Raw genomic sequence first — 24765 nt, 5'->3', positions numbered from 1 at the left:
AAGGAAATCTATCTCCGCATCCTCAGCAAGTACGAAACGAAATACCACCCAATCTATACCAGGCGGCAACTCATTTACTGGATGGCGTCGCTAACGGAACTCTGGAGGATCGCCATTGAAACAGCGAGTAGACCGCCAAAAGCCGGTTATCGGCATCCATAAGCAGACAGGTGAGCAAGTCTATTTTCCGTCGCCATATTACGCGCCTGGATTTAAACGTGCAGGCATTAACAAAGCCATCAGTGGTCGCGCTAAGTCACATCGCGGCTACCTGTGGCGATATGCGAATAAACACGAACGCGAGCAATTTGCTCAGCATTGAGGGAAGAGAGATGACAGTACAGCGATACCACTCATGGGATTCTGAAGATGACGAAGACGGGCACTATGTTGCCCATGATGACTACGCCGCGCTACTGAAAGAGCGTGATGCTATGGCTGCGGAGAATGCCCGCCTTAAGCAGAGCATTGACGAAATATCAGAAGCATTTGAAACCGGAACTGATGGCGCGCTTGCTACAGCTGTTAATGAGGCAGTGAATCTGACCACCCCAGCTACTGATGGGGTACTGAAAAGGATTCAAGCTCAGGGAGTGGATAATTTAGCGACATTTGCGGGCAAGGAATATCAACGCTTTGTTGGCGATAAGACATTGCAAAGAAAGTGGAAAGGCATCGTCCTGCTGTGCACTGATTTCGCCGCGCAGCTGCGCAAGGAGGCCAGCAATGGATAAGGGAATAGAAGCGCTAATTGCGGATATGAAGGAGGCGGCTTTGAGGGCGACCCCTGGACCATGGCGCAGAACATCGACGCAGTTCAATGGAATTACTCACGGGCCATTTTCTTTCACTAAGGAGGATGTACTGGGGCATTTCGCTGAGAAGTGTAATGCCGAGTTTGTTTCTGGATGCGACCCTAAAAACGTCCTTGCACTGATAGCGGCGCTGGAGCGAGCGCAGCGCGCGAATGCGGCACAAGATACCCACATTAACCAACAGGCTGACCGTATCGAATCTCTGGAATCGAAAAATGCTGGATTGGGCAAATCGCTGGCTTCAGCACATAAGCACATCGCAGAACTCGAAGCCGCACCCAACGGCATGATGCAGCTATCCAATGAACTGGCAGAGATGAAGCGGAAGTGTGTTGAGCTTACTGTTTGGTATGGTGCTATGCCGGAGTCGAACGGGAAAACAAACTGGACGGCAATATTACACCGTAATGGTGAATGCCTTTCCACTGGCATCACAATATACCGCTCCGAGTATCCTGACCGCGTACGCTATGAAGCCGATCGCATGAGCCATATGATCGGAGAGTTAACCAAAGAGCCGGATATTCTGGCTTATGACGCAAACAAGCACAGTGGATATACAGCGAGTAAGGAGCATCTATGACTACCAATCGCATGGGATTAGAGCAGACACTGAGTGATGACAACCTCAAAGATTTGAGCGCATTCCTGATGGAATCGTACACCGGCTCTCTTGATACATTACGTTATGCATATGCGGCTGAAGCTATTAACGAGTTGCTGGCTTGCCGGAAGGCGAGCAAGGATCCGGCATATTTCATCAATAAAGTGACTTATGGAGATGATGTTGAGCTTAGAATTTATTGTTATGAGCTTGATGCTATGAAATCTAAAGACGATTTCGGCGGCGTTGTAATCCCGCTCTACGCAGCCCCACCACTCCAGGCTGTGACGGTGCCGGATGAGGTTACATTCGAACAGGCGAGGCTAATGGCTTATGGACTAACACCCGCGGAAGCATTTCAGAAAGCATGGAGCCATTTGCGTGGAATCATCCTGAAAAGTGCCACAAATGAACCATAACCACCAACTTACACGCAAATAAGCTCATATGTGAGCCATTACACCCGTAACGGTTTATACATGAGCTATTTCGATTAAATTTCATGATAAAAGACCATATATGACCTACCGCCGAGTGCGGTTTTTTTACGCCTGGAGAAAGCTATGAGCGAATTAATTCAACTGGTTCCAAATAAGTGGGTAACAGAAGAAAAGCTGATCCAAGTTACCGGCCTGCGCGAAGGCACGATTCGCCGCGCGCGCAAAACATCCTGGATGCAGGGGCGTCAGTATCTGCACGTGTCGCCAGAGGGTGAGCCGAAACCTACCAGCGAGTGCATGTATAACCTGTCAGAAATAAATGTGTGGATTGAACGCCAGGCATCAAATCAGCCAGGTGCCGTTGGACGTAAAAAGGCTTAACCTGTCACCCCGCTTAATCAACAGGAGTCGCCATGGGAAAGATAGTGTATCCACCAGGCGTAGAGAACCACGGAGGTTTTCTGCGTATCTGGTTTATGTATCAGGGCAAGCGCGTCCGGGAAAAGCTGAGCATTCCTGACACGCCAAAAAACAGGAAGTCAGCTGGCGAATTACGGTCGTCAGTGGCGTTCGCAATTAAAACAGGCACATTCAATTACGCAGCGCAGTTCCCTAGCTCCTCCAACCTCATGAAGTTTGGCGAGGAACGGAATGACATCACAGTTAAGGATCTTGCAGAGAAATGGATATCGTTGAAGGAAATGGATATCTGCAATAACACGATGGGCCGCTATCAGTCTGCGTTAAGAAACACGATCCCAATGATTGGTGCCAGCACTCTGATCACATCAGTTAACCAGGAGAGGATGCTTTCACTCAGGAAGGAGTTGCTAACAGGAGTGCAGAACCCAAAGCGTGGCCACAAATCTGTTGTGACCGGGCGATCGGTTGCCACCGTTAACTTTTATATGGGCGTGCTGTATGGAATGCTCTGTTTCGCAAAATCTAATGGCTATGTGAAAGAAAACCCAATGGAAGGCATGGCGCCAATGCGCCGATCTAAAGTCGAACCGGATCCGCTCACTCGCGATGAGTTTGTCCGGCTGATTGATGCATGCGCTAATCGCCAGGTGAAAAACTTCTGGTCACTAGCGGTATATACCGGACTACGGCATGGTGAATTATGTGCATTATCCTGGGAGGATATCGACCTGAAGGCCGGAACTCTTACCGTTCGCCGTAACCACACGCTGAAGAAGGAGTTCACCCTTCCAAAAACTGACGCGGGCACGGATCGGGTGATTGCGCTTATTGATGCGGCAAAGGACATACTTCGTGATCAGGCCGAGATGACCAGATTAGGAAAACAGTATGAGATTGATGTGCTGCTCAGGGAGTACAGAAAGAAGGAAGTCCACAAATGCACCTTTGTGTTTAACCCTTCCCTGCATGCGAAGAACGGTCGCTCAGGACATCACTATGCAGTTGGCTCAGTAAATCAGAGCTGGGAAGCTGCAATGCGCCGGGCAGGATTACGCTATCGGAAAGCGTATCAGTCCAGGCACACATATGCTTGTTGGTCTTTAACGGCTGGAGCGAATCCAAACTTTATCGCTTCACAAATGGGCCATTCAAATGCACAGATGGTTTATCAGGTTTATGGAAAGTGGATGGCTGATAGTGACAGCGACCAGATTGCCATTCTTAACCAGAAATTATCGTCATTTGTCCCATCCATGCCCCACGCAAAAGCGGTTTGATGATAATTTCTTTATATATCAAATAGCTTAAACCACTAAACCTGCATGTTCATTACTTCCTGGTAGGCGGACACCATCTTGTTACGCACCTGAATCCCCATTTGTAACGAAACTGACGATTTTTGCAGATCGACCATCACATCATTTAGCGCAACACCGGGAGTTCCCAGGGCAAATTTTTCAGCCTGGGTACGCGCAGCGGTTTGGGTTTCGCTGATGCGACCAAGTGCTGCCTGCAACTCACCAGCAAAACTCACTTTAGGCTCGTTATTCTGAACCGGATTCCCCGCCGACAGCGCGGTTGCCTGCAACTGCTGAAGAACGCCTTCAATGCCCTGAATTGCCATTTCCCTGCCCCAATGATTTTTAACGCGGCAAGATTAACACCTTGTCAATAGGACAAAGGCGGTAATTAGCGTCAATAAATAGAGCTAATTCAGCCATCGAAAGTTTTGAGAAAGAAAATAATGACGGTGCCATCTATGTGGAACTTTTGTTGTGGGAGCTCGTTTTGTTCACTCTTTATAGTAAAAATGATGTCTATGTTCAGCTGCGAGGTGCTCAATGACCGCAGCGGACCAGGCACAAACGTCACAAAACAAACCCCAGGAGTGGCTGACCCGCGTTCGCGCGAATCCTAAAATCCCACTGATGGTCGCAGGTGCGGCGGCGATCGCCGTTATTATCGCGCTGGTACTGTGGGCCAAAACACCTGATTACAAAGTGCTATACAGCAATCTGGCCGATCAGGACGGTGGCGCCATCGTCACGCAACTGACCCAAATGAATGTGCCTTACCGCTTCTCCGATAACGGTAGTGCCATTGAAGTTCCAGCCGATAAAGTCTACGACCTGCGTCTGCGCCTCGCCCAACAAGGGTTGCCGAAAGGTGGCGCAGTCGGCTTTGAGCTGCTGGACCAGGAAAAATTTGGTATTAGCCAATTTAGCGAGCAAGTGAACTACCAGCGTGCACTGGAAGGTGAACTGGCGCGAACAATCGAAACACTCGGCCCGGTAAAAAATGCGCGTGTGCATCTCGCCATGCCAAAGCCGTCTCTCTTTGTTCGCGAGCAAAAATCCCCTTCTGCTTCCGTAACGCTCAGCCTCGAACCTGGCCGCGCTTTAGATGAAGGGCAAATCAGCGCCGTTGTCCATATGGTTTCCAGCGCGGTTGCAGGGCTGCCACCAGGTAATGTAACGCTTGTTGATCAAGGCGGGCATCTGCTCACGCAGTCCAATACCGCAGGCCGCGACTTAAACGATGCCCAGCTGAAATATGCGATGGATGTTGAAAGCCGCTTCCAGCGCCGTATCGAATCAATCCTTGCACCTATCGTGGGTAGCGGGAATGTCCATGCTCAGGTCACCGCCCAGATAGATTTCGCCAATAAAGAAAAAACTGAAGAGCAGTATCGCCCGAATAGCGATCCTTCTCAGGCCGCCGTGCGTTCACGCCAGCTAAACCAAAGTGAGCAGGTTAATGGCCGTAACCCAGGTGGTGTTCCGGGTGCTCTTTCAAACCAACCGGCTCCGCCGAACAATGCCCCTATTGCCAACGCACCACAAAACAATGCGGCAAATGCACCTCAACAAAATCAAACGACGTCGATGGGTGGGTCTACCCCAACCGGCTCAAGCAATACTCAGCGCGACGAAACAACCAACTACGAAGTTGACCGCACTATTTTGCATACCAAGCTGAACGTCGGTGATATTCAACGCCTGTCTGTCGCAGTCGTCGTGAATTACCGCCAGCTAACCGATGGCAAACCGCTGCCGTTGACCGCCGAGCAGATGAAGCAAATTGAAAACCTGACGCGTGAAGCGATGGGCTATTCCGATACACGTGGCGATACGCTCAATGTTGTGAACTCACCATTTAGTGCAACAGAAGAAACCAGCCTTGAGCTGCCGTTCTGGAAGCAACAAGCCTTCTTCGAAATGTTGATGTCCGCAGGCCGTTGGTTGGTGGTGCTGATTGTTGCATGGCTGCTGTGGCGCAAACTGGTGCGCCCACTTATTCAACGTAAGGTCGAGGTGCAACAAACGCAGGTGGCAGCACAACGCCAGCGTGCGGAAGAGGAAGATGCAGTTTCAGTTCGTCTGACGAAAGACGAACAGCAGCAGCAACGCAAAGTGAATCAAAAACTGAGCGCTGAAGTGATGAGCCAGCGTATTCGCGAGATGTCTGATAACGATCCGCGCGTCGTTGCGCTGGTGATACGCCAATGGATGAGTAACGAACTATGAGTATTAGCGGAACAGAGAAAAGCGCAATTCTGTTGATGACCATTGGCGAAGACCGTGCGGCAGAGGTGTTCAAGCACCTTAGTCCACGTGAAGTCCAGCATCTTAGTGCGGCCATGGCCAGCATTCGCCAGATTTCCAACAAACAGCTGACCGAGGTGTTAGCTGAATTTGAACAAGAAGCCGAGCAATATGCGGCGCTGTCGATTAACGCCAACGACTACCTGCGCTCTGTGTTGATCAAAGCATTGGGTGAAGAGCGTGCTTCCAGCCTGCTGGAAGATATTCTGGAAACCCGCGAAACCACCTCGGGTATGGAAACGCTCAACTTTATGGAACCACAGAGTGCCGCCGACCTTATTCGCGACGAGCACCCGCAGATCATCGCCACCATTTTGGTTCATCTCAAACGCGCTCAGGCGGCCGATATTCTGGCGCTGTTCGACGAACGTCTACGCCACGATGTGATGCTGCGTATCGCCACCTTCGGCGGCGTGCAGCCTGCGGCCCTGGCAGAGTTGACCGAAGTGCTTAACAACTTGCTCGATGGCCAGAACCTCAAGCGCAGCAAAATGGGCGGCGTGAGAACGGCAGCAGAAATTATCAACCTGATGAAAACGCAGCAGGAAGAAGCGGTTATCTCCGCTGTTCGCGACTTCGACGGCGAACTGGCACAGAAAATTATCGACGAAATGTTCCTGTTCGAAAACCTGGTCGAAGTGGACGATCGCAGTATCCAGCGCCTGTTGCAGGAAGTGGAATCCGAATCGCTGCTTATCGCCCTCAAAGGTGCCGAGCAACCGCTGCGCGAGAAATTCCTGCGCAACATGTCGCAGCGTGCAGCAGATATTCTGCGCGATGACCTCTCCAACCGTGGCCCGGTGCGCCTGTCGCAAGTGGAAAACGAACAGAAAGCCATTCTGCTTATTGTTCGTCGCCTGGCAGAAACCGGCGAGATGGTAATTGGCACCAGCGAGGATACTTATGTCTAACTCGCTGCCATGGAAAATCTGGACACCAGACGACCTGGCCCCACCATCACAGACCTTCGAGCCGATGTTCCAGTCGGAATCGGATGGCGATGAGCCTGACCAGGCTCAGGAAAGCGTGCCTGATTTACAGCAACAACTTGCTCAAATGCAGATGCAGGCTCATGAGCAAGGCCATCAACTGGGCTATGCCGAAGGGCAAAAAATTGGCGTGGAAGAGGGTCGTAAAACAGGTTTTCAGCAAGGACTTGAACAAGGTCTTGCTGAGGCTAAGCAGCAACAAGCGCCGGTACATGCGCGAATGCAGCAACTGGTGAGCGAGTTCCAGTACACGCTCGACGCGCTCGACAGCGTAATCGCTTCACGTTTGATGCAGATGGCACTGGAGGCGGCTCGCCAGGTTATCGGCGAAACCAAAGGCATTGATAACAATGCGCTGATTAAGCAGATTCAGTCGCTTTTGCAGCAAGAACCATTATTCAGCGGCAAACCGCAGTTGCGCGTTCACCCGGATGATTTGCAACGTGTTGAAGAGATGTTGGGCGCAACCCTCAGCCTGCATGGCTGGCGTTTGCGTGGCGACCCAAGTCTGCATCAGGGCGGCTGCAAAGTCTCCGCCGATGAAGGTGACCTCGACGCAAGCGTTGCAACGCGCTGGCAAGAACTCTGCCGCCTTGCAGCGCCAGGAGTGTTGTGATGACTGCGCGTCTGACTCGCTGGCTTAATTCGCTCGATACTTTTGAGGCGAAAATGTCTCAACTGCCGACCGTGCGTCGTTATGGTCGTTTGACTCGCGCAACCGGTCTGGTACTGGAAGCCACAGGTCTGCAATTACCGCTTGGTGCAACCTGCATCATCGAGCAGCACTCCCGAGATATCGAGTGTGAGGTCGTCGGCTTTAACGGTCAAAGACTGTTTCTGATGCCACTTGAGGAAGTCGAAGGCATTCTGCCCGGTGCGCGTGTTTATGCCCGCGCCACCAGCGAAGGTGGCCTGCATAGTGGCAAACAACTGCCCCTCGGCCCGGCGCTTCTGGGCCGTGTACTGGATGGCAGTGGTCGCCCACTCGACAGCCTTCCGGCACCGGAAACCACCACGCTTGGCGCATTGGGTGCCGCCCCGTTCAACCCTTTACAACGCACCCCCATTGAACACGTGCTCGATGTTGGTGTGCGCCCTATCAACGCACTGCTAACCGTGGGTCGCGGCCAGCGTATGGGCCTGTTTGCCGGTTCTGGTGTGGGGAAAAGTGTGCTGTTGGGCATGATGGCACGTTATACCCAGGCCGATGTAATCGTCGTGGGGTTAATCGGCGAACGTGGGCGAGAAGTAAAAGACTTTATTGAAAACATTCTTGGCCCTGAAGGGCGTGCCCGTTCAGTGGTGATTGCCGCCCCTGCTGACGTTTCACCGCTGTTACGTATGCAGGGTGCCGCGTACGCCACGCGTATCGCTGAAGACTTCCGCGACCGTGGCCAGCATGTGTTGCTGATTATGGACTCCCTCACCCGTTATGCGATGGCGCAACGTGAAATTGCTCTGGCGATTGGCGAGCCGCCTGCAACCAAAGGTTACCCACCATCGGTGTTTGCCAAGCTGCCTGCGCTGGTTGAACGTGCGGGTAACGGCATTTCTGGCGGCGGTTCGATTACCGCGTTTTATACCGTTTTGACCGAGGGTGACGATCAACAAGATCCGATTGCCGATTCCGCGCGCGCCATTCTTGACGGCCACATTGTGTTATCGCGCCGTCTGGCCGAAGGCGGTCACTACCCGGCAATCGATATTGAAGCGTCTATCAGTCGTGCCATGACTTCGTTAATTACCGATCAGCACTACGCACGCGTGCGCCATTTCAAACAGCTGTTATCCAGTTTCCAGCGCAACCGCGATTTGGTGAGCGTCGGTGCGTATGCCAAAGGCAGCGATCCGCAGCTTGATAAAGCCATTTTGCTGTGGCCACAACTGGAAGCCTTTTTACAGCAAGGGATTTTTGAGCGCAGCGGCTGGGAAGAAGCTTGCCAGTCACTGGAGATTATTTTTCCAACGGTTTGATAAGCCATCGTAGGTCGGATAAGCATCAGCGCCATCCGACATAAGCTTGACGAGAGGTAACAATGAACCAAAGCACAGCACTGGATACCCTGCACGATCTGGCAGAAAAAGAGGTCGAGGACGCAGCAGTACGCTTAGGGGAAATGCGCCGCGGCTGCCAGGCGGCAGAAGAACAGCTCAACATGCTGATTAACTATCAATTTGAATATAGCTCCAGCCTCAACGACAGCATGAGTCAGGGCATTGCCAGTAACCGTTGGCAGAATTATCAGCAATTTATACAAACGCTTGAGAAAGCTATCGATCAGCATCGCCAACAGTTGATGCAGTGGAACGGAAAGGTCACTCAGGCGCTGAATGTATGGCAAGAGAAGCAGAAGAGATTGCAGGCCTGGAGCACGTTACAGCAGCGCAAAGCAGCGCAAGTCCTGTTGGCTGAGAACAAGCTTGATCAAAAACTGATGGATGAATACGCCCAGCGGGCAACACTGAGGAAAGCAGAATGATTATGCAGCCCCTGATTACAACCTCTCCCGATGTCGCAAGTACTGCGTCTGCTCCGGGTAGTGTAGTTCCTGGCGATAAAGACTTCAGTGAGGATTTCCTGAGCCTGCTGAGCAAAGCGCTGCCAGGTGAAGTCACTCTGGCAGATGGTAAAACCGTGTCTCTGGAAGCCGCTCTGGGTAAAACAGCAGGCAAAGACGCACCTGCTATTGCTGCTGATACCGCTGATGAAAAAACCACGCTTGCCGCGCTGTTAAATAAACTCGATGCACCACAGGCATTATCTGCCCTGCTCTCTAATGTGAAGAAAAGCAGCAACGATGAAAAAACGGCGCAGGTCGATGCGCAACATGAGCAAACCCACACGCTCAGCAATGCTGACATGCAGGCATTAAGCGCGTTGTTTGCCATGCTGCCACAGCAATTACCAGCAGCAAGCACACTTACCCACCAGCCAGATGGTGAGAGCAGCGCGGCGGTTAGCCTGAATACTTTGCTTTCCAGTAGCGGCATAAAAAATGCGCCGACGGTTGATGCACAAACCAACAGCACCATCGCGACAGATAACACCTTGGCTCTGGATAGCGCAGCTACAGCAAAAAATGCACCCGCAACAACCGACTCACCGGTTGAATCAAAAGCTTTCACCATAAGTAGCACTGAAAATGGCAACCGTGATGCCGCAGCGAACAACACCAGCACGGCTTCGGCACTAACCACGCCAACTTTCAGTACCGCAACGGTGGCGACACCTGCTTCGGCGCAAATTGCTGTGCCAGTCGCACCACAAATTAGCGCCCAACTTGGCAGCCAGGAGTGGCAGCAGGCAGTTAGCCAGCACATCACCCTATTCACTCGCCAGGGCCAGCAAAGTGCCGAGCTACGTTTACACCCTGAAGATTTAGGACAGATTCAAATCAGCATGAAGCTTGATGACAACCAGGCGCAGTTGCAGATGGTTTCAGCCCACAGCCACGTTCGCGCAGCACTTGAAGCGACTTTACCAAACCTGCGTATTGCGCTGGCAGAAAGTGGTATTCAGCTTGGGCAGAGCAGTATCAGTAGCGAAAGTTCTGCCGGGCAGCAGCAACAGCAATCAGGCCAACAGCAGCAACAAGCATCACGATCGGGCGCTACTTTCCCATCAATGGGTGATGCTGATTCGCTGGCAGTTCCTGCCAGCGTACAACGTTTAGCGTCGGGTAATAACGCGGTGGATATTTTCGCCTGAGCCACGTTCCCTAAGCTAAACGTCAGAGGTAACAACAAATATCACCTGTTTTCGGGCCTTTGAACGCCCGCCGACACGCGATAATTAACCGATACCCAAGCTACTTCAAGGTGCTGGTAGGCGGCAATCGAATGAATCCCGATGAGCTTACTTGTGTAAGTGATTCGGGTGAATGAGAGCAGCCAACACCCATGCAACTTGAAGGGCGATGGGTATATATGCAGTACCGATACAGGAAAGATTCATTTTATGACTGACAACGCTTTGCCAAAAAGCCGCAAGCGCTCCATCTGGATGCCATTACTGGTCCTGATTACACTTGCCGCGTGTGCTACCGCTGGTTACAGCTACTGGCGTATGCAGCAGCAACCTGCTGCCGCACAGGCGAAGGCACCAGAGCCACCGCCAGCACCGGTATTTTTCGCACTGGACACCTTCACCGTTAACCTCGGTGATGCTGACCGCGTCTTGTATATCGGTGTCACATTGCGCCTGAAGGATGAAGCCACGCGTCAACGTCTGAGTGAATTCCTGCCAGAAGTACGTAGTCGTCTATTGCTGCTGTTTTCCCGCCAGGACAGTGCAGCCCTTGCGACCGATGAAGGTAAACAGAAACTGGTTGAAGCGATAAAGAATACGCTGGCACCGCCTCTGGTCGCCGGACAACCTCAACAGGCAGTCAGCGATGTGCTGTATACCGCCTTTATTTTGCGGTAATCCCATGGGCGACAGCATTCTTTCTCAGGCCGAAATTGACGCACTGTTAAATGGCGACAGTGACAACTCCGACGAACCCAAGACCAGTGTCGTTAATGAAACCGACATTCGTCCTTATGACCCCAATACCCAACGTCGTGTGGTGCGCGAGCGCTTACAGGCTCTGGAAATTATTAACGAGCGTTTTGCTCGTCAATTCCGTATGGGGTTATTTAACCTGTTACGTCGCAGCCCGGACATTACCGTCGGGGCTATCCGCATTCAGCCGTACCACGAGTTTGCCCGTAACTTGCCCGTGCCTACCAACCTCAACTTAATGCATCTGAAACCGCTGCGCGGCACAGGTTTGTTCGTATTCTCCCCAAGCCTTGTGTTTATCGCCGTGGACAACCTGTTTGGTGGTGACGGACGTTTCCCAACTAAAGTTGAAGGCCGGGAGTTTACCCATACCGAGCAGCGCGTGATTAACCGCATGTTGAAACTGGCGCTGGAATCTTATAGCGACGCGTGGAAAGCCATTTATCCACTAGAAGTGGAGTATGTGCGTTCCGAAATGCAGGTGAAATTTACCAACATTACGACGTCGCCCAACGACATCGTGGTGAATACGCCATTCCATGTGGAAATCGGCAACCTGACCGGCGAGTTTAATATCTGCCTGCCGTTTAGCATGATTGAGCCTTTGCGCGAGCTGCTGGTGAATCCGCCGCTGGAAAACTCCCGTCAGGAAGACCAAAGCTGGCGCGATACCCTGGTACGTCAGGTTCAGCATTCTGAGCTTGAGCTAATTGCCAATTTCGCTGACATCCCGCTACGCCTGTCGCAAATTTTAAAATTGAAACCTGGTGACGTGTTGCCGATTGATAAACCGGACAGGATTCTGGCGCACGTTGACGGTGTCCCGGTACTGACTAGTCAGTACGGTACGCTTAACGGCCAGTACGCTCTGCGCGTCGAACATTTGATCAACCCGATACTGAATTCGCTGAACGAGGAACAGCCCAAATGAGTGATATTAATCAACCGTCCGACGACAATGCAGACTCCGTGGACGATCTGTGGGCTGACGCGTTAAACGAACAGAAAGTTACGACCAACAAAAGCACCGCAGACAGCGTATTCCGTGCGCTTGAAGGCAATGACATAGCGGGCGCGATGCAAGACATCGACCTGATTATGGACATCCCCGTCAAACTGACTGTGGAGCTGGGCCGTACCCGTATGACTATCAAAGAGCTGCTGCGTTTGTCGCAAGGTTCAGTGGTAGCGCTGGATGGCTTAGCAGGTGAACCGCTGGATATTTTGATCAACGGTTATCTGATTGCTCAGGGCGAAGTCGTGGTAGTGGCTGACAAATACGGTGTTCGTATCACCGACATTATCACGCCATCTGAGCGTATGCGTCGTTTGAGCCGCTAACACCATGAAAACCCAGGCAACTGTTCAGTCACAACCCACTGCCAGCACCGGCTCTCCGTTGGTGCAAGTGAGCGGCGCGTTAACGGCGATTATCATTTTTATTTTACTCGCGGCCTGGGTGGCAAAACGTTTTGGCTTCACGCCGAAAACTGGATCCAGCAAAGAGATGAAAGTCAGCGCCAGTTGTAGCGTTGGCCCGCGTGAACGTGTGGTGATTGTCGATGTGCAAGATGCGCGTCTGGTGCTCGGCGTGACTGCCGGGCAAATCACTCATTTGCATACGCTCCCCGCCGCGATAGTGAGCGAAACTGTGTCTCCAGCAGCACCTGCTGATTTCCGCGAATTGATGAAAAACAGTCTGATGAAAAATCTGCTTAAACGTAACGGGAAAGATTGATGAAACGTTGGCTCCCTTTCTCGTTGCTTGGCCTGTTGTTAGTCATGCCAGCCGCTTTTGCACAACTACCCGGCCTTATCAGCCAGCCGATGTCTAACGGCGGCCAAAGCTGGTCGCTGCCGGTTCAGACGCTGGTATTTATTACTTCGCTGACATTTTTGCCGGCGATTCTACTAATGATGACAAGCTTCACACGCATCATCATTGTTTTTGGCCTGCTGCGTAGCGCATTGGGCACACCGTCTGCACCACCCAACCAAGTATTGTTGGGACTTGCGCTGTTTCTGACCTTTTTCATTATGGCCCCGGTATTCGACAAAATTTATACCGACGCTTACCAGCCATTTAGTGAAAACAAAATCCAGATGGACGAAGCCCTCGAGCGAGGTTCGAAGCCGCTGCGTGAGTTTATGTTGCGTCAAACCCGTGAGGCGGATCTGGCACTGTTTGCACGCCTGGCAGATACACCGCCGCTGGAAGGGCCTGAAGTGGTTCCAATGCGCATATTGTTGCCGGCATACGTGACCAGCGAGCTGAAAACCGCATTCCAGATTGGCTTTACAGTCTTCATTCCGTTTTTGATTATCGACCTGGTTATCGCAAGCGTACTGATGGCGCTGGGGATGATGATGGTGCCACCGGCAACTATCGCCCTGCCCTTTAAATTAATGCTGTTTGTGTTGGTGGATGGCTGGCAGTTGTTGGTCGGCTCACTTGCGCAAAGTTTCTACAGTTAGAGGGGAAAAAGATGACTCCTGAGTCGGTCATGATGATGGGCACCGAAGCCATGAAAGTGGCTTTGGCGCTCGCAGCCCCATTATTGATGGTGGCACTGGTGACAGGTCTGGTGATCAGTATGCTGCAGGCCGCGACCCAGATAAACGAAATGACCCTATCGTTTATCCCGAAAATTCTTGCGGTGTTCGTCACTATTATCGTTGCAGGGCCGTGGATGCTTAATCTGCTGCTGGATTATATGCGCACGCTGCTAACGAACATCCCGATGAACATTGGATGATTCACATTGATAGCGGGCAGTGGCTCACGTTATTAAGTATGGGGTTCTGGCCATTTATTCGTATTCTGGCCCTGATTTCAACTGCACCAATACTCAGTGAACGCGCGATTTCAAAGAAGGTAAAAATTGGCCTCGCGTTGATGATTACCTGGATAGTGGCACCGACCCTTCCGGCAACTGAGGTCACTATTTTCTCGGCGGCCGGGTTCTGGCTCGCAGCACAACAAATTCTGATTGGCATTGCGCTTGGCTTCACCATGCAGTTTGCCTTTGCCGCCATTCGTACTGCAGGTGAGATAATCGGCCTGCAGATGGGGCTCTCATTCGCTACCTTCTTTGACCCTGGTAGCCGCCTGAATATGCCAGTCCTTGCCCGTTTTATGGACATGCTGGCCATGTTACTTTTTTTGGTGTTTAACGGCCATTTATGGCTGATATCGATGCTGGTCGACACTTTTCACACCCTGCCAATCGGTGGCAATCCGATTAACAGTAACGCGTTTATGGCGCTGACTCGAGCAGGCGGCATGATCTTCCTCAATGGCTTAATGCTGGCCCTCCCACTCATCACTTTGTTGCTCACGCTAAACATTGCCCTTGGTCTGCTAAACCGTATGTCACCACAACTGTCTGTGTTTGTTATCGGTTTTCCGCTGACACTTGCTGTGGGCATGTTGGTGATGACGGCATTAATTCCCTTAATGGCTCCTTTCGCCGAACACTTATTTAGTGAAGTATTTAATTTACTCTCAGATATTGTGAGTGAAATTCCCGCGAATTAATCCCCAGGTTTTGTGGAGTCTTACTGAGGATATTCCTAAAAGCTTTCTTGAATAACATCCACCAGGATATAACTGGCGCGGCTTATATGCTTTTAGCTATCTCACATAATGTAACATTCACTTTACTTTGAGAGCATTCTTAACAAATTATACATAACTTTACTAGATAGTTGTAACCGAAATAATCCGAGCTGAATCGCGGCTGCAAGAAAATAAGTGCCGATGAGCTTACATCAGTAAGTGATTCTGGCGAGTCAGTGCGGTCAACAAAGATGCAGTTTGAAATATGCAGGTTAGTACGCCTAAAAATACTTAATTACGGGTGGGGGGTGTTATGTCAACGATCATTATGGACTTATGCAGTTATACCCGGTTGGGGTTAACAGGTTATTTAACCAGCCGTGGCATCCGAAAACGACAGATGACCAATGTGGAGACGATTGAGGATTTAGCGCTCGCTTGTGAGTCCCAGACACCCAATGTGGTGTTTATTAATGAGGACTGTTTTATCCATGACGCTCAAAGTAGCGAGCGAATTAAGCAGATCATTAATCAGCATCCCAGTACTTTATTCCTGGTCTTTATGGCAATTGCTAATATTCATTTCGATGAATATCTTTTGGTGCGTAGTAATCTGTTGATCAGTTCTAAATCTATAAAGCCAGAGTCACTGGACGAAATACTTTCAGAATATTTAGCAAAAAATGCTCATTGCATCGGGCATATTAATTTACCCACGTTATCATTAAGCCGAACTGAGTCCAGCATGCTTAAAATGTGGATGTCTGGACAAGGCACAATTCAAATATCCGACCAGATGAATATCAAAGCAAAAACGGTTTCGTCGCACAAAGGGAATATAAAACGCAAGATAAAGACACATAATAAACAAGTAATTTATCATGTGGTGCGCCTTACCGATAATGTCACCAACGGTATCTTCGTAAATTTGCGTTAAGCCGACCAGGATGGTTTTAGGGTGGATTAGCGCAAGCGATATCCACCGCAAATATATTACTCAGAGCGTTCAACAAAAACGCCATCCGGGTGCCCCAGTTCGTTAAAGAACCAGATCCCCAACGGATACTCTTCCAGCGATACGAGGTACATCGTCCCCTCGCTAAATTGCTCGACAGCTAATACCACGCCAGGCCGACGCGGGCCGCCATCGGTTTTGACTGTCACGCGATCGTTGATATTCATAACAAAAATCTCCAAGTTTCTTTGTGCCAGTGTAGATCAAAAACGACTCATTCGCATCGCATGATGCGCAACGTTATGCATTTTGTTAAGCGTCTATACTTAAACACGGGTACAGCCTGGAGGACGATTGCATGAAGACCGCGAAAGAGCTTAATGAAACCACACGTATCGATGTCGATGCGCTATTGGCGGCCATCAATGAGATTAGCGAAAGTGAAGTGACACGTGCGAGTGACGATCCGCATCGAGTCAGTATCGATGGGCGCACATGGCACACCTATTCCGAATTAGCGGAAGCCTTTGAACTGGATATACACGATTTTAGTGTTAATGAAGTGAACCGCTGAGCTGAATAAAAGAATCCCGGCAGGAAAGCCGGGATTAAACTTGCGTTAGCAAGAAGCAATTGAAAAATTCGTTACACCAGGAAATCTGATGTGCATCCACCATACATCAGATTTATTTCAAAACAATGAAATGATTCGTTCTATGAATATTCAATTTTTCGCAACGACTTAGCTGAATCGTGCCGCCATTCCTTATTCTTAGCGGTTTCCAGCAATAATACGGATACTCATTAATGATTAGGCTGCGAATTTAATTGAGATTTATCCTACTCAACCAATCATTTAGCCTTTGGATTTCAGGAGAAGTACCATGCTGCATCTGCACGATCCGCTATTAATCATTTCAGATCTCGATGGCACACTGCTGGAACACCATTCCTACCGTTGGGAGGCCGCAAGTCCCTGGATTAACATTTTGCGCCAGAACGAGATCCCACTGATTTTGTGTAGTGCGAAAAGTGCTGCGGAAATCATTGAGTGGCAAAATGAGTTTTCATTAACCGGACAGGCGTTTATTGCTGAAAACGGGGCGGTTATCCAGCTTGATTCACGCTGGAGTGACAGCGACGATTACCCTCGTCTGATGACGGGTATTCGTCATGAAGAGCTGTTTTCTGTTCTGGATAAGTTACGGCAGAAATTTGGTTTTAAATTCACCTGCTTTGCCGACGTCGATGAGAATACCCTCTGTGAATTAACTGGCCTTACACGCAAACAGGCAGCCCTTGCAAAGCTCAGTGAAGCATCGGAAACCTTAATATGGCGCGATAGCGAAGAAATGATGGCCGCATTTAACGACCAGTTGGCAAGCCTGGGTTTAATGATGCTGCAAGGCGGGCGGTTCTGGCATGTATTAGATATGCAGGCCGGCAAAGATAAGGCGCTACACTGGCTTCAGGAGCAGTTTCAACAACGCGAAGGGAAAACCCACATCACAATAGGTCTGGGGGACAGCCCGAGCGATGCATTACTGCTTGATAGCGTCGATTACGCCGTGGTTGTCAAAGGCTACAGCCGCCAGACAGTGACGCTGCAACGGGACGACCCACAGCGCGTGTATCGCAGCCAGAACTACGGTCCTGAAGGGTGGAAAGAAGGTCTCAATCATTTCATCACCCCTGAGTAATCGGTTTAATCGTGATTACAGACCTGATTACGACCACCCTGCTTCGCTTTATACAGCCGATGGTCAGCGTAAGTTTGCAGGCGTTCGAAATCGTAATCGCTAAATTCAAACGAACTACTCACACCAAATGAGGCACTGATCCTTACCGTATTGCCTTGCTTGATGAGTAATTCCTTAGTGTTAATGCGCACTCGGATGCGTTCAGCCACTTTTGTCGCCTCTTCCAGCGTTGTTTCAGGCAGCACGATACAGAACTCCTCACCGCCGACGCGTCCGGCAATATCGCCCGTACGAAACGCATCACTGAGCATCGCTGCCGCATGGATAAGTACTTTGTCGCCACAGCTATGGCCAAACCTGTCGTTTATGCTTTTGAAGAGATCAAGGTCCATCTGAATCACCGAGAAAGGTAATCCTTGCTGCTCGCACTCCTGCGACAATTTACGCGCAATCTCGAAGAAGGCACCGCGATTGTACAAACGAGTTAGCGTGTCGTAGTTAGCCCGCCAGGTCAGGGTTTGTTGCAAGCTGAACATGTTATTGACCAGGCGGCGAATCACCATCCATGAAGCAAACAGCATAAGCGTAAACAGCATCCACAGAATGCTCAGGACAATACTGATCCGTCCAAATTCGCCCTGAACCCCTTCTTCCAGGGTATGGACTTTAACCAGCAAACCATCAAAGTTATTCAGCTTCGCCCAGGTGATAAAACGGCTATCCATACGCAACTCACCCTCTTCCCCCTGTTTTGCAGCAGTGACCACGTTGGCAATTCGCGCCAATTGGGGGGCGGTAAACAGCTCATGCTGCGGCAAACTCCTGGCCGAAGTCGCTATAGGATTTAATTCGTTATCGTAGAGCAGCACCGTGCCTTCATGGTCATCATATTTGGCTTCCCGCAAGAAGTTATGGAGTGATTCGATAGGATAATCGAGAGCCAGTACGCCATACCAACGCCCGTTAAAATCAAGCGGGACCGAAGCGGTAACAATCTGCCCTGATGTATAGTTGCCATTAAAAGTATGTGTCCACTTCAAAGACCGCTGTGGGTTATTTTGCAGCGACTGAGAGGAAAAATAGGGTCTGGCGATCAAGCGGTAGTAAAGCGAGACGATATTCGGATCGTTGGCGGGCGGCGTGTTCGTCAAAAAGAACCCGCTGCGCGAGGCATAGAACATGCGCTGTGGCATTTTCCCGGAACTGTCGGATAAGCGCATGATATAACTTAATTCCAGCGCCGAGCTTAATTCTGAGTGAAGCGTATGCTCATCTCGGTCGAGCAATGGGCTTTTGTTTACAAATTCATCAGATACGCCACTCATCGGCAAACTGCGGCTTAAATCGAGGCGCAATTGCCAGAAAGGCTGGGTACGCAAGGTATCAAAATCGGCCAGGGATTTGCGGGTTCTATCCGTTGAGATCGGGGATTGCAGCGCATACAGCATCGCATTGCGATAAAACAGCAGATTGTCGATGCTGTGCTGGAGCTGTCGGTCAAGCAAAGTGGCAACGCTATCGAGACTATTACGCTGGTTGGCGACATAAGCCCCTTCTAGTACCACTGCCTCTCGCCATGTCAACACGGTGGAGAACAAAAATACGAAGATAAAACAAAGGTTAACGACCTTTTGCGGATTTTTGAAGCGGCCGATCACGCGTTGTAATGCATTGCCTAACACTAACACTCTCCCTGAAACCGCAGTCATCTAAAATCTGTCAACACTGCCGGTGCCATGACACCCAGGTCATGGGTCGGTTCTAATATGTAGAGAATACATGACCACGCAGGATTATTACTAAGGGTAAATATATTCATGGGAATTATATTACCCTCAAAACGAAAGGTAATCAGGAAATAAAAATGCCCTATCAATGACAGGGCATTTGAGGCTTATCCTTGCGAGCCGCCCCCTGTTGCCAGTGGGGCCAAATCATCCTCTCGGAAGGCCTCGCGCTTTACACCAAAACCATCATACCAACGACACTCCACCATACCGCTGGAAAACCCGGTAACAATCATCCTTGGGCCACCATTCTTAGGTTGGACTTCATCGCTGACCATAAAGACCATAACTGCCTCCTGTATCAGGGGTGAAAACTTCTACAGTTATAGACAATGACCTGGTGTTTTGCCTGGCAAACCAGGCAAATTTACGCAAAAAATTAGTGAACTGTGCGCCCGCGCAGGCGGCTTATACCGTTAACGACTACCAGCACAATGGCGCCAATGACAAAACCGATAACCAGGTTTGCTACGGTTGGCCCAAGTAAATGAACGGCTCCACCCACCTTCTGCGCCCAGTTTTCAATGGCATGATGAAGGACCGGAATACCGTGAACCAGAATGCCGCCGCCGACCAAAAACATAGCCAGAGTTCCGACAACAGAGAGGAATTTCATCAGCCACGGTGCCAGCACTAATAACCCTTTGCCAATCCCGCGTGCGATAACCGAGGTTTTTTCAACCAGCCAAAAACCAAGATCGTCGAGCTTAACGATGATCCCTACCAGGCCATACACCCCGATCGTCACGACCAGCGCTATCCCCGATAGCACCAACACCTGGTTGAGCAAAGGCGCGTCGGCGACAATGCCTAACGTAATCGCTACGATTTCAGCCGAGAGAATAAAGTCGGTACGAATCGCACCTTTCACTTTGTCTTTTTCGTAAACCATCGGGTCTTGCGCGGCAATATCATCTAACCGCTTCTGGCGCTCTTCCGGTGTTTCCTTGTGCTTACGGGCCTGAAGCGTATGAACGACTTTTTCCACGCCTTCATAACACAAGAAAGCGCCGCCAATCATTAATAACGGCGTGATAGCCCACGGTGCAAAAGCGCTAATAATAAGAGCCAGAGGAACGAGGATCAGCTTATTGATGGCCGACCCTTTCGCGACTTGCCACACCACCGGCAATTCACGGTTTGCCCGTACACCTGAAACTTGTTGTGCGTTAAGCGATAAATCGTCTCCCAATACCCCGGCAGTTTTCTTCGCCGCCAGTTTCCCCATCATCGAGATATCGTCCAGCAAAGTGGCGATATCATCCAGCAACGTTAGTAAGCTACTTCCAGCCAAAATGAGCATCCTTTTTTGTTTGTCTACTCAATAGTATGGAACAAAACTTAGCTGGCGAAAATCAAACTCATCTGTCAATAAAAATTAACATTCTACAAACAAGTAAAATCCTCGCCAGAAAGATAGTTTTGACGTTAACTATTAGCTCTATTAGCGTTAGTTACCCTGAATAATTCGAGTTGCAGGAAGGGTAAAGAGAGGAAACATGCGCGTTCGTTCTGGTCAGTTATTGCCGCTGGTTGCTGCATTATTTGCGTTGTACATCATCTGGGGCTCCACCTATTTTGCTATCGCCGTAGGCGTGAAAAGCTGGCCGCCATTTATGATGGCTGGCGTGCGATTTATGGTTGCTGGTGTGTTGTTGATGAGCGTTTTATTACTGCGGGGCCATAAGTTACCCGCCATGCGCCCAATGCTTAATGCCGCGTTAATTGGCGTGTTGTTGCTGGCCGTTGGCAATGGTTTTGTGACCGTCGCAGAACATCAGCATGTTCCATCGGGTATTGCCGCAGTCATGGTCGCAACGGTTCCGCTCTTTACCTTGTGCTTTAGCCGACTGTTCGGCATTCAAACGCGCAAACTAGAATGGCTAGGCATTGCCATTGGGCTTGCTGGCATTGTGTTACTTAATAGCGGTGGAAACCTGAGTGGCAATCCCTGGGGCGCGTTGTTAATTCTGATTGGCTCCTTAAGTTGGGCGTTTGGTTCGGTATACGGGTCGCGTATTGAATTGCCAACCGGCTTGATGGCAGGCGCGGTTGAAATGCTTGCGGCAGGTGTCGTGTTGCTGGTCGCTTCCGCGTTAACCGGTGAACGCCTGACTGCAATGCCTACACCAGCAGGTTTTATAGCGGTAGCTTATCTCTCACTATTTGGTTCTATTATTGCGATCAGCGCTTATATGTACCTGATTCGTAATGTGGCACCTGCGGTGGCAACCAGTTATGCCTACGTCAACCCAGTAGTGGCAGTGCTTTTAGGTACGGGTTTTGCCGGGGAAAGCTTGTCGCCAGTAGAATGGCTGGCGCTGGGGGTGATTATTTTTGCGGTGGTGCTGGTGACGTTGGGGAAATATCTGTTGCCCCCAAAGCCGGTAGTAACGGCGTGTGAAATAGAGAAGTGATCTCTCATTCGGGTGGCGCTTGCCACCCGCTTTCATTTAATGCATGTATTCCCTGCGTATCAATTTGCGCGTGATTGCCACCACTACAGACCCACTCTTCAAGCCGTTCGCAAAGCGCGCTATCACTGAGTTTTTCGCGCCCACGCAATGAGCATTCCCAGACTAAAAGCACCCGCCAACCTTCGTTCAATAAAAGCTGTATATCTCGCTTATCGCGCTGCACATTTTTACCTATCTTCTCAAGCCAGAACTCGGTGCGGGTTGCCGGAACCTTGAACAGATAACAGTCGTGGTGATGCCAGAAACAGCCATGAGCAAAAATAACGCAGCGATACTCATCAATAACAAAATCCGGACAACCAGCAAGCGAGTCATCCTGCACGCGAAACGCAAAGCCACAATCGCTCAATAAACCAGACAATCGTTTTTCAATAGCCGTGTCACGCGTTGCAATGGCGCGCATGTTTTTGCTGCGAATCGCCTTACTATGCACATCAACCATTAGCGGCTCTCTTACTCGTTATTAATATACTCAGACCAATATTAGCAACAACCACATAACATACGTTATAAAAAAGAAGGGCTCCGCTGCGAATAATTAAAAATGATTTAATAGGAAAATTATTTTCGCTGCCGAAAATGAATATCGCTGAATTTAATTATGTATACTTTTGGACATTCCACGACAGCAACTATTCTCCTAACATCATGTATCAACTAAAAATACACCAATTCCCGCTCATCATTTAGCCACTTTTGAAATAATTTCAACTTTGATCTGTAGAATTAAAATGGCAATCTATATTCCGTAGCACCCATTATGAAGAAGAAAAACTCAAGTTGTTAACATCAGTGGCATTATTTTGTTGGCATGTAACAGCTCTTCATTATATCAAATATTCTAATTAACTTTTTTATGCCCGGACTGGGCTTTTTTAAGACGATAACATGAAGCTATACAAAGCATTATTCATCCCAACTTTGTTGTTGAGTGGCGTATTCAGCACATGGGCTGGGGACGTGGAAAATAATATTACTCTGGATTATATGGCTCACTGGAATGAAGCCATGGATGGACAGGCCAATCCTATCTCACAGGCCGCAATCCTCGATGCTGATATTGTGAAGAGTTGCAAAACTGTAGCGCCAAAGACTTATCGCAATGCAATGGTCAATTTGTGGCAACATAAAACCGGCTCGAAAATGACAGAGACGGCATTTCTGTCCGAAGATTTACAGCTATTTGACCGCCTGGCGACAATATCCTGCATTGAAGGTGCGAGCTATGAGCACAAAGGAAATGGCGAGTTGTTAGTTAAAACGCTAAGTGCACAGCTTCTGGATATGGATGTTAAAGATGGCAACGATGCCTTTGAGCAAATAAAAACGATGGAATTCCAGACTGGCATCGTGACCGCCAGATATGGAGTCAGCATTGAGAAACAGAGACAGAATCGCGCAAATTAATTTTCGGTGCCTAAGAAATTTGGGGTCGTATTATTGCCATATGACCCCAAAGTTAATCACTTATTATAAGTGCGATTTTTAACCGCCAATTTTATTGTGCTCTCAAGCAGTTTGGCGACCGCAGCAAACGCAGGCACCACCACTGAATTACCAAACTGTCGGTAAGCCTGAGTATCCGAAACCGGAATACGGAATGCATTGCCTTGAACCGCTTCAAAACCCATTAAACGCGCACATTCGCGGGGCGTTAAACGACGGGGGCGGTTAACCTGATTATCTGCGTTGTCAAAGTCCGCTTCCCCAAGAGATTTATCCCATCCCCGGTCGATAAGTATTTCAGCGCCATCTTTGTAATACCGGGCTGATAATGTGCGGGCCACACTTGCGGGGTTCTGGGGATCAACTAGTCCATAACCAAATCCATTACCCTTCGCCTGATGTTTTTTGGCGTAATAATAAAGATACTTCCACAGCGTTGGCGTCAGAATATATTTACTATCGACAGAAGGTTCCAGTAATTCACCAAAGGTTGGGCGGCGTTGAGGATATAGTTCACTGAGTTTAGTTAATGTGAAATCTTTATGCAGATTGAGGTCGCGTCGAAAACCTACCAGCACAATACGTTCACGGTGTTGTGGCAGGAAGTTTTTACCATCAATAATTTTTGGATCCCCCGCCCCCATTATTGCGGCATCAGCCACCTCATAACCCAGGCTATCGAGGGTTTCCATAATAATACGGAAGGTGTTGCCTTTATCATGGCTTTTGAGGTTTTTAACGTTTTCGAGCACAAAAATTGCCGGACGTTTCGCATCAATAATGCGCGCGACATCGAAGAACAATGTGCCCTGCGTTTCACAAGCAAACCCATGTGCTCGCCCTAATGCATTCTTCTTCGACACCCCAGCCAGAGAGAAAGGTTGGCATGGGAAACCCGCCAGCAAAACATCGTGATCGGGCATCGTTGCCTGAATATGTGCCGCAGCTTCTTCATCACTGACATCGTCACGATGGCTCAAAGTGACATCGCGGATATCCTGATTGAACTGATGATTCTCCGGGCTGCAATACCAATTGGCTTTATAGGTACGCACCGCGTGCTTGTTCCACTCGCTGGTAAATACACATTCGCCGCCAATTGCTTCGAAGCCGCTACGAATACCGCCAATCCCGGCAAATAAATCGACAAATTTAAATGCGTATTTCCCATGATGCGCTGGCAATGGCGGCAACATGTTTTGTAGCATTTCGCTTTCAGCAGGCGTCAAGGTACGCGGAGACGATTTACGGTTAAACCAGCGGTTTAACGATTCGCGAGTCCAGTCACCGCTCACCTGACGCAAATGGTGCGCCACTGTCTTCTGGTCATAGATTTCCAGAATGTGGCTCACGAGTGCGTAGTCTTCTTCTAGTTGTTGCTGCTGCTGGCGGAGGGATTGTTGTGAGATTTGCACGGCAATAGTGTCGAAGTCGTTCATCATGAACCATAGCAGGGAAAAT

Annotated in this window: 31 protein-coding genes; 24 read left to right on the top strand and 7 right to left on the bottom strand. The window is 49.7% G+C overall.

The annotated features are described in order from the left end of the window. Window positions 1–115: 115 nt before the first annotated feature. From EDF88_RS19230 to EDF88_RS19205, 6 genes are all read left to right on the top strand, one after another. Window positions 116–322: a hypothetical protein gene (locus tag EDF88_RS19230; RefSeq protein ID WP_134186518.1), complete on the top strand. Its 207-nt coding sequence runs from the start codon at window positions 116–118 to the stop codon at window positions 320–322. A 10-nt stretch (window positions 323–332) separates the two neighbouring features. Then, window positions 333–734 (top strand): hypothetical protein, encoded by a 402-nt coding sequence (locus EDF88_RS19225; RefSeq protein ID WP_134186516.1) that lies wholly within the window; start codon window positions 333–335, stop codon window positions 732–734. After that, window positions 727–1398: an ead/Ea22-like family protein gene (locus EDF88_RS19220; RefSeq protein ID WP_134186514.1), complete on the top strand. Its 672-nt coding sequence runs from the start codon at window positions 727–729 to the stop codon at window positions 1396–1398. The genes EDF88_RS19225 and EDF88_RS19220 overlap by 8 nt, the downstream gene beginning before the upstream one ends. Then, on the top strand, window positions 1395–1838 hold the full coding sequence (locus EDF88_RS19215) for a hypothetical protein (protein ID WP_134186512.1): 444 nt from the start codon (window positions 1395–1397) through the stop codon (window positions 1836–1838). The genes EDF88_RS19220 and EDF88_RS19215 overlap by 4 nt, the downstream gene beginning before the upstream one ends. A 144-nt stretch (window positions 1839–1982) precedes the next feature. Then, the gene (locus EDF88_RS19210; protein WP_134186510.1) at window positions 1983–2240 is read left to right on the top strand and encodes an excisionase family protein; all 258 of its coding nucleotides are present in this window, start codon (window positions 1983–1985) and stop codon (window positions 2238–2240) included. A gap of 32 nt (window positions 2241–2272) precedes the next feature. Then, entirely contained in the window at window positions 2273–3559 is a 1287-nt protein-coding gene (locus tag EDF88_RS19205) for a DUF3596 domain-containing protein (RefSeq protein ID WP_134186508.1), read from the top strand. Window positions 3560–3594: 35 nt separating this feature from the next. Here EDF88_RS19205 and fliE read toward each other — a convergent pair whose 3' ends face one another. Then, complete coding sequence (fliE, locus tag EDF88_RS19200; RefSeq protein WP_134186506.1) at window positions 3595–3906, bottom strand: flagellar hook-basal body complex protein FliE; 312 nt, start codon at window positions 3904–3906, stop codon at window positions 3595–3597. 217 nt (window positions 3907–4123) lie between these two features. Between fliE and fliF the strand changes: the two genes are divergently transcribed. From fliF to rcsA, 14 genes are all read left to right on the top strand, one after another. After that, window positions 4124–5809, top strand: a complete 1686-nt coding sequence (gene fliF / locus EDF88_RS19195) for a flagellar basal-body MS-ring/collar protein FliF (RefSeq protein ID WP_134186504.1) — start codon at window positions 4124–4126, stop codon at window positions 5807–5809. Then, window positions 5806–6798: a flagellar motor switch protein FliG gene (gene fliG, locus EDF88_RS19190; protein ID WP_064512055.1), complete on the top strand. Its 993-nt coding sequence runs from the start codon at window positions 5806–5808 to the stop codon at window positions 6796–6798. Before fliF ends, fliG begins: the two co-directional genes overlap by 4 nt. Beyond that, window positions 6791–7492, top strand: a complete 702-nt coding sequence (gene fliH / locus EDF88_RS19185; protein WP_134186502.1) for a flagellar assembly protein FliH — start codon at window positions 6791–6793, stop codon at window positions 7490–7492. Before fliG ends, fliH begins: the two co-directional genes overlap by 8 nt. Continuing rightward, window positions 7492–8850 (top strand): flagellar protein export ATPase FliI, encoded by a 1359-nt coding sequence (gene fliI, locus EDF88_RS19180; RefSeq protein ID WP_064559259.1) that lies wholly within the window; start codon window positions 7492–7494, stop codon window positions 8848–8850. Before fliH ends, fliI begins: the two co-directional genes overlap by 1 nt. A gap of 62 nt (window positions 8851–8912) precedes the next feature. Further along, window positions 8913–9356: a flagellar export protein FliJ gene (fliJ, locus tag EDF88_RS19175; RefSeq protein ID WP_134186500.1), complete on the top strand. Its 444-nt coding sequence runs from the start codon at window positions 8913–8915 to the stop codon at window positions 9354–9356. Next, window positions 9353–10585: a flagellar hook-length control protein FliK gene (locus EDF88_RS19170; RefSeq protein WP_134186498.1), complete on the top strand. Its 1233-nt coding sequence runs from the start codon at window positions 9353–9355 to the stop codon at window positions 10583–10585. Before fliJ ends, EDF88_RS19170 begins: the two co-directional genes overlap by 4 nt. A gap of 249 nt (window positions 10586–10834) precedes the next feature. Next, entirely contained in the window at window positions 10835–11302 is a 468-nt protein-coding gene (gene fliL / locus EDF88_RS19165; RefSeq protein ID WP_064512062.1) for a flagellar basal body-associated protein FliL, read from the top strand. A gap of 4 nt (window positions 11303–11306) precedes the next feature. After that, a complete protein-coding gene (gene fliM, locus EDF88_RS19160; RefSeq protein WP_034458217.1) occupies window positions 11307–12311 on the top strand; it encodes a flagellar motor switch protein FliM in 1005 nt (334 codons plus the stop codon). Beyond that, entirely contained in the window at window positions 12308–12721 is a 414-nt protein-coding gene (gene fliN / locus EDF88_RS19155; protein ID WP_134186496.1) for a flagellar motor switch protein FliN, read from the top strand. Before fliM ends, fliN begins: the two co-directional genes overlap by 4 nt. A gap of 4 nt (window positions 12722–12725) precedes the next feature. Further along, the gene (fliO, locus tag EDF88_RS19150) at window positions 12726–13118 is read left to right on the top strand and encodes a flagellar biosynthetic protein FliO (protein WP_064512064.1); all 393 of its coding nucleotides are present in this window, start codon (window positions 12726–12728) and stop codon (window positions 13116–13118) included. Then, a complete protein-coding gene (gene fliP / locus EDF88_RS19145; protein WP_134186494.1) occupies window positions 13118–13855 on the top strand; it encodes a flagellar type III secretion system pore protein FliP in 738 nt (245 codons plus the stop codon). The genes fliO and fliP overlap by 1 nt, the downstream gene beginning before the upstream one ends. An 11-nt stretch (window positions 13856–13866) precedes the next feature. Continuing rightward, entirely contained in the window at window positions 13867–14136 is a 270-nt protein-coding gene (gene fliQ, locus EDF88_RS19140; RefSeq protein WP_034458225.1) for a flagellar biosynthesis protein FliQ, read from the top strand. Further along, entirely contained in the window at window positions 14133–14918 is a 786-nt protein-coding gene (fliR, locus tag EDF88_RS19135) for a flagellar biosynthetic protein FliR (protein WP_064512066.1), read from the top strand. The genes fliQ and fliR overlap by 4 nt, the downstream gene beginning before the upstream one ends. A gap of 334 nt (window positions 14919–15252) precedes the next feature. Continuing rightward, entirely contained in the window at window positions 15253–15876 is a 624-nt protein-coding gene (gene rcsA, locus EDF88_RS19130) for a transcriptional regulator RcsA (RefSeq protein WP_134186492.1), read from the top strand. Between the two features lie 56 nt (window positions 15877–15932). Here the strand turns inward: rcsA and dsrB are convergent, their stop codons facing one another. Next, window positions 15933–16121, bottom strand: coding sequence for a protein DsrB (gene dsrB / locus EDF88_RS19125; protein ID WP_064512068.1), 189 nt, complete (start codon window positions 16119–16121; stop codon window positions 15933–15935). A gap of 131 nt (window positions 16122–16252) precedes the next feature. Here dsrB and yodD point away from each other — a divergent pair, with 131 nt between their 5' ends. Next, window positions 16253–16468: a YodD family peroxide/acid resistance protein gene (gene yodD, locus EDF88_RS19120; protein ID WP_064512069.1), complete on the top strand. Its 216-nt coding sequence runs from the start codon at window positions 16253–16255 to the stop codon at window positions 16466–16468. Between the two features lie 310 nt (window positions 16469–16778). Further along, on the top strand, window positions 16779–17594 hold the full coding sequence (locus tag EDF88_RS19115; protein ID WP_134186490.1) for a mannosyl-3-phosphoglycerate phosphatase-related protein: 816 nt from the start codon (window positions 16779–16781) through the stop codon (window positions 17592–17594). A 5-nt stretch (window positions 17595–17599) separates the two neighbouring features. Here EDF88_RS19115 and dgcQ read toward each other — a convergent pair whose 3' ends face one another. The 3 genes from dgcQ to EDF88_RS19100 form a co-directional block, all read right to left on the bottom strand. Beyond that, window positions 17600–19276 carry a cellulose biosynthesis regulator diguanylate cyclase DgcQ gene (gene dgcQ, locus EDF88_RS19110; RefSeq protein ID WP_347876566.1) on the bottom strand — a complete coding sequence of 559 codons (1677 nt, stop codon included), beginning with the start codon at window positions 19274–19276 and terminating at the stop codon, window positions 17600–17602. Between the two features lie 212 nt (window positions 19277–19488). Next, window positions 19489–19668, bottom strand: coding sequence for a DUF2158 domain-containing protein (locus EDF88_RS19105; protein ID WP_134186486.1), 180 nt, complete (start codon window positions 19666–19668; stop codon window positions 19489–19491). A gap of 92 nt (window positions 19669–19760) precedes the next feature. Next, window positions 19761–20675: a DUF808 family protein gene (locus tag EDF88_RS19100; protein WP_134186484.1), complete on the bottom strand. Its 915-nt coding sequence runs from the start codon at window positions 20673–20675 to the stop codon at window positions 19761–19763. A gap of 205 nt (window positions 20676–20880) precedes the next feature. Here EDF88_RS19100 and yedA point away from each other — a divergent pair, with 205 nt between their 5' ends. Next, window positions 20881–21798, top strand: a complete 918-nt coding sequence (yedA, locus tag EDF88_RS19095; protein ID WP_064512074.1) for a drug/metabolite exporter YedA — start codon at window positions 20881–20883, stop codon at window positions 21796–21798. Window positions 21799–21802: 4 nt separating this feature from the next. On the opposite strand, the gene EDF88_RS19090 is transcribed toward yedA, so the two are convergent. Beyond that, complete coding sequence (locus EDF88_RS19090; RefSeq protein WP_134186482.1) at window positions 21803–22300, bottom strand: very short patch repair endonuclease; 498 nt, start codon at window positions 22298–22300, stop codon at window positions 21803–21805. 446 nt (window positions 22301–22746) lie between these two features. Here EDF88_RS19090 and EDF88_RS19085 point away from each other — a divergent pair, with 446 nt between their 5' ends. Beyond that, complete coding sequence (locus EDF88_RS19085; protein WP_134186480.1) at window positions 22747–23265, top strand: hypothetical protein; 519 nt, start codon at window positions 22747–22749, stop codon at window positions 23263–23265. 56 nt (window positions 23266–23321) lie between these two features. On the opposite strand, the gene EDF88_RS19080 is transcribed toward EDF88_RS19085, so the two are convergent. Continuing rightward, the gene (locus tag EDF88_RS19080) at window positions 23322–24743 is read right to left on the bottom strand and encodes a DNA cytosine methyltransferase (RefSeq protein ID WP_134186938.1); all 1422 of its coding nucleotides are present in this window, start codon (window positions 24741–24743) and stop codon (window positions 23322–23324) included. Window positions 24744–24765: the final 22 nt, after the last annotated feature.

The organism is Buttiauxella sp. BIGb0552 (genome assembly GCF_004366275.1).
GTDB classification, from domain to species: Bacteria; Pseudomonadota; Gammaproteobacteria; order Enterobacterales; family Enterobacteriaceae; genus Buttiauxella; species Buttiauxella gaviniae.
This window is presented reverse-complemented; position numbering and strand designations above follow the sequence as displayed.

Excerpts from the sequence above, each read along its gene's own strand:
- fliI (WP_064559259.1), top strand. The coding sequence starts at position 7,492 with ATGACTGCGCGTCTGACTCGCTGGCTTAATTCGCTCGATACTTTTGAG.
- fliH (WP_134186502.1), top strand. The coding sequence starts at position 6,791 with ATGTCTAACTCGCTGCCATGGAAAATCTGGACACCAGACGACCTGGCC.
- fliR (WP_064512066.1), top strand. The coding sequence starts at position 14,133 with ATGATTCACATTGATAGCGGGCAGTGGCTCACGTTATTAAGTATGGGG.
- fliQ (WP_034458225.1), top strand. The coding sequence starts at position 13,867 with ATGACTCCTGAGTCGGTCATGATGATGGGCACCGAAGCCATGAAAGTG.
- EDF88_RS19090 (WP_134186482.1), bottom strand. The coding sequence starts at position 22,300 with ATGGTTGATGTGCATAGTAAGGCGATTCGCAGCAAAAACATGCGCGCC.
- EDF88_RS19105 (WP_134186486.1), bottom strand. The coding sequence starts at position 19,668 with ATGGTCTTTATGGTCAGCGATGAAGTCCAACCTAAGAATGGTGGCCCA.
- yodD (WP_064512069.1), top strand. The coding sequence starts at position 16,253 with ATGAAGACCGCGAAAGAGCTTAATGAAACCACACGTATCGATGTCGAT.
- EDF88_RS19205 (WP_134186508.1), top strand. The coding sequence starts at position 2,273 with ATGGGAAAGATAGTGTATCCACCAGGCGTAGAGAACCACGGAGGTTTT.
- EDF88_RS19215 (WP_134186512.1), top strand. The coding sequence starts at position 1,395 with ATGACTACCAATCGCATGGGATTAGAGCAGACACTGAGTGATGACAAC.
- rcsA (WP_134186492.1), top strand. The coding sequence starts at position 15,253 with ATGTCAACGATCATTATGGACTTATGCAGTTATACCCGGTTGGGGTTA.
- fliM (WP_034458217.1), top strand. The coding sequence starts at position 11,307 with ATGGGCGACAGCATTCTTTCTCAGGCCGAAATTGACGCACTGTTAAAT.
- EDF88_RS19085 (WP_134186480.1), top strand. The coding sequence starts at position 22,747 with ATGAAGCTATACAAAGCATTATTCATCCCAACTTTGTTGTTGAGTGGC.
- yedA (WP_064512074.1), top strand. The coding sequence starts at position 20,881 with ATGCGCGTTCGTTCTGGTCAGTTATTGCCGCTGGTTGCTGCATTATTT.
- fliL (WP_064512062.1), top strand. The coding sequence starts at position 10,835 with ATGACTGACAACGCTTTGCCAAAAAGCCGCAAGCGCTCCATCTGGATG.
- fliJ (WP_134186500.1), top strand. The coding sequence starts at position 8,913 with ATGAACCAAAGCACAGCACTGGATACCCTGCACGATCTGGCAGAAAAA.
- EDF88_RS19220 (WP_134186514.1), top strand. The coding sequence starts at position 727 with ATGGATAAGGGAATAGAAGCGCTAATTGCGGATATGAAGGAGGCGGCT.
- fliP (WP_134186494.1), top strand. The coding sequence starts at position 13,118 with ATGAAACGTTGGCTCCCTTTCTCGTTGCTTGGCCTGTTGTTAGTCATG.
- fliG (WP_064512055.1), top strand. The coding sequence starts at position 5,806 with ATGAGTATTAGCGGAACAGAGAAAAGCGCAATTCTGTTGATGACCATT.
- dsrB (WP_064512068.1), bottom strand. The coding sequence starts at position 16,121 with ATGAATATCAACGATCGCGTGACAGTCAAAACCGATGGCGGCCCGCGT.
- EDF88_RS19080 (WP_134186938.1), bottom strand. The coding sequence starts at position 24,743 with ATGAACGACTTCGACACTATTGCCGTGCAAATCTCACAACAATCCCTC.
- EDF88_RS19210 (WP_134186510.1), top strand. The coding sequence starts at position 1,983 with ATGAGCGAATTAATTCAACTGGTTCCAAATAAGTGGGTAACAGAAGAA.
- EDF88_RS19115 (WP_134186490.1), top strand. The coding sequence starts at position 16,779 with ATGCTGCATCTGCACGATCCGCTATTAATCATTTCAGATCTCGATGGC.
- EDF88_RS19170 (WP_134186498.1), top strand. The coding sequence starts at position 9,353 with ATGATTATGCAGCCCCTGATTACAACCTCTCCCGATGTCGCAAGTACT.
- EDF88_RS19225 (WP_134186516.1), top strand. The coding sequence starts at position 333 with ATGACAGTACAGCGATACCACTCATGGGATTCTGAAGATGACGAAGAC.
- fliE (WP_134186506.1), bottom strand. The coding sequence starts at position 3,906 with ATGGCAATTCAGGGCATTGAAGGCGTTCTTCAGCAGTTGCAGGCAACC.
- fliF (WP_134186504.1), top strand. The coding sequence starts at position 4,124 with ATGACCGCAGCGGACCAGGCACAAACGTCACAAAACAAACCCCAGGAG.
- fliO (WP_064512064.1), top strand. The coding sequence starts at position 12,726 with ATGAAAACCCAGGCAACTGTTCAGTCACAACCCACTGCCAGCACCGGC.
- fliN (WP_134186496.1), top strand. The coding sequence starts at position 12,308 with ATGAGTGATATTAATCAACCGTCCGACGACAATGCAGACTCCGTGGAC.